The sequence below is a fragment of the Phenylobacterium sp. genome (genome assembly GCF_037968635.1).
GTDB lineage: Bacteria > Pseudomonadota > Alphaproteobacteria > Caulobacterales > Caulobacteraceae > Phenylobacterium.
Map to the genome: position 1 here is coordinate 1 of NZ_JBBKVV010000105.1, position 2,899 is coordinate 2,899.

General features: G+C 66.3%; 4 protein-coding genes and 1 pseudogene. 2 read left to right on the plus strand and 3 right to left on the minus strand.

The features are described from left to right. Positions 1 to 516 (plus strand): annotated as a pseudogene (locus tag AAC997_RS12615) (LLM class flavin-dependent oxidoreductase); the annotation flags it as partial. A 39-nt stretch (positions 517 to 555) separates the two neighbouring features. On the opposite strand, the gene AAC997_RS12620 reads toward AAC997_RS12615, so the two are convergent. Continuing rightward, a complete protein-coding gene (locus AAC997_RS12620; protein ID WP_340646052.1) occupies positions 556 to 927 on the minus strand; it encodes a cupin domain-containing protein in 372 nt (123 codons plus the stop codon). 110 nt (positions 928 to 1,037) lie between these two features. Next, complete coding sequence (locus AAC997_RS12625; protein ID WP_340646053.1) at positions 1,038 to 1,463, minus strand: DUF3237 family protein; 426 nt, start codon at positions 1,461 to 1,463, stop codon at positions 1,038 to 1,040. Between the two features lie 69 nt (positions 1,464 to 1,532). Between AAC997_RS12625 and AAC997_RS12630 the strand changes: the two genes are divergently transcribed. After that, positions 1,533 to 2,345, plus strand: a complete 813-nt coding sequence (locus AAC997_RS12630; RefSeq protein ID WP_340646054.1) for an arylamine N-acetyltransferase — start codon at positions 1,533 to 1,535, stop codon at positions 2,343 to 2,345. 98 nt (positions 2,346 to 2,443) lie between these two features. On the opposite strand, the gene AAC997_RS12635 is transcribed toward AAC997_RS12630, so the two are convergent. Beyond that, positions 2,444 to 2,899: TonB-dependent receptor (locus AAC997_RS12635; protein ID WP_340646055.1), on the minus strand; the 456-nt coding region annotated here is incomplete at its 5' end.

The window sequence follows — 2,899 nt, forward strand, 5'->3', positions numbered from 1 at the left end:
CAGATGCACATCGCCGAGACCAAGGACAAGGCCATCGAACAGGTGCGCTTCGGCCTGGAGAAGTGGATCTATTACTTCCGCGAGATCGCCAACCTGCCGATGGTGCCCGACGATTTCGCGGGTGATCCCGTCGAGGCCTATCTGGCCCTGGGCTCGGCCGTGGTGGGCACGCCCGACGAAGCCATCGCGCGCATCGAGCAACTGAAGGAAGAGAGCGGCGGCTTCGGCTGCTACCTGATGATGGCCCACAACTGGGCCAACTGGGCAGACACCCAGCGCTCCTACGAGATGATCGCCCGCTACGTGGTCCCGCACTTCCAGCAGCTCAACGTGAACCGCAAGGCCTCGATGGACTGGGTGCGCGACAACAAGACCGAGTTCACCAGCCAGACCCGCGCCGCAGTCGGCGCCCGGATCGTCTCCCATATGATGGAGAAGGGCACGGAGAACATCAGTCCGCAGATCGTCGCCCTGATCTCCGGCGCCGCCGCGGCTCAAGAGCCCAAGAAAGACTGACCTGACGCTGGAACCTGTCTGAGCGTTAGGGCCGCGCCTCTAGAGCTCCACCGCAGGCGTGGCGGTGCGGGTGTCGCCGGTGTTCGGTGTGCCTGCCGGATCGATCAGCAGCAGACGGACCTGGCCACGACGCGCGGCGGGACGATGTTCGACGCCCCGTGGCACAAGCAGCAGCTCGCCGGGACGCACGACCACGGTCCCGTCGCGGAAGTCCATTTCGAACTCGCCGTCCAGGATCAGGAACAGCTCGTCGGTCTCATCGTGCCGATGCCACACCCACTCGCCTTCCGCCTTCACCAGGCGAACCTCGTTGTCGTTGTATCGGGCGACGATCTTTGGCGCCCAGGTGTCGTCGAATTGGGACAGCTTGTGGTCGAGCATGACCTTCAAGGGACGGGCGGCTTGGGACATGGGACCTCCTGAGCGGACGCCAGAATGCCCAGCCACACCGGACCCTCGCCAGGGGCGAATACGACAATGATCAGGGTGTTCTCGCCAGGGCGCGGACTCGCCGAAACGCGTTAGATCACCCGATAGACCCCGATCCGCACCGCCTTGCCGCCGTCCGCGACGCCGATCGTGCCGACGAAGATCGACTTGTTCAGCCAATCGTGCGGCCCCTGGGGCGCGTCGAAGGTGGGGTTGGTGCGCACATAACGCCCGCCGTCCTCGGTGGGCGACACCAGGCCCAGATTGCGCACGGCGATCACCGCCCCGTCGGAGGTCTTCAGCGCGTAGATCGCCTCGATCACGGTGACACCGTCGGCCCGCACGGTCTGCCAGTCGGCGCCGCCCGCGATCACCTCACCCTCGATGCGCGGCCCCTTGAAGGTCCCGCCCGTGATGCCGATGAACCGCCGCTTGCCCAGCGCGGTGTCGCCCATCTTCGTGGCCGCACCGATGGAGACGAGGGCCTGGAAGGCGAATTCGGTGGTCAGAGTGTCCATGGCTTTCGTCCTAGCTAAGGTGGCGGAGCGACACCAGCCGTCCTAGCTTGACCAATGGAAGGAGCGCCCATGGACCTCGACGCCTATCTGGCCCGCATCGGCTACACCGGGACCCCGCGCGCGGACCTGGAGACCCTGACGGCCATCCACCGCGCCCACCTGCTGGCCATTCCCTATGAGAACCTCGACGTGCAATTGCAGCGGCCCGGCGACGTGACCGTGCAGCACGCCTTCGACAAGCTGGTGACACGGCGGCGCGGGGGCTGGTGCTATGAGATGAACGGCCTTCTGGGCTGGGCGCTCGGTGAAATCGGCTTCAAGGTCACCCGGATGGCCGGCGCAGTTGGCCGCACCGAACGAGGCGACATCAGCCTGGGCAATCACCTGGTGCTGCGGGTCGACCTGGACCGGCCCTATATCGCCGACGTCGGGTTCGGGGATGGGGTGCTGGAGCCCATTCCCCTGGCGGCCGGGGACCACAGGGTGGCGGGCTACGACTTCAGCCTGGAGCAGGTAGACGCCGACTGGTGGCGGTTCCACAACCACGCGCTGGGGGGCGCCCCCTATTTTGACTTCACCCTGGAGACGGCCAGCGACCTGGAGCTGAACACCACCTGCCAGTGGCTGCGCACCTCGCCGGAGTCGATCTTCACGATGTTTCCCATCGTCCAGCGCCACACCCCGGACGGTCTGGTGATCATCCTGGGCCGCACCTTGCGGCGCATTCGGCCCGGTGAACGAACCCAGACGCTGATCGAGACCGCCGACGACTTCGTCGACATCCTGACCCGCGAGTTCGGCGTCGACCTGCCGGAAATGCAGGCCCTCTGGCCCGCCATCTGCGCCAAGCACGAGGAACTGTTCGGCGAGAAGACCGACTAGAGCCGGATGGCTTCTCTCGAAGCCTGAATCCGGCTCTAAACTTTTGAAATTAGAGCACGATTCAGCGCTCAGACGATTCCGTCTGATCGCATCGTGCTCTAGCGCCGCAGCGAGAACCCCACCCGGAAGGTCTGGGGCGCAGCGAAGCTCTCGGTCCCGTCCCCAGTCTCCCCGACCTCGGTCCGCGCATCGGTGAGATTCTCAACCGCCAGATAGACCTCGCTGTCGGGCGTCAGCCGCCACGCGGCGCGGGCGTCGATCCCGAGCGAGGCCGCCAGTTTGCGACTGTTGAGGTCATCCTCGAACCGCGCGCTTTCGAAGCGCGCATTCGCCGACAGGGTCAGGCGATCACCGGCCTTCCAGTCGGCGCCGGCCGTCACCGTGTATTCCGGCGTCTGGGCCGGACGGTTGCCGGTGAGCTGCGGAGCAGCTCTGCCGCCGTTCACCTCGGCCTTGGTGGCCGAGACCGCGCCCGTCAGGGTCAGGTCGCCGAAGGTCCGCGCGATGTCGGCCTCCAGGCCCCAGGCCTCGATCTGGCCGGCGTTGCGCCGCTG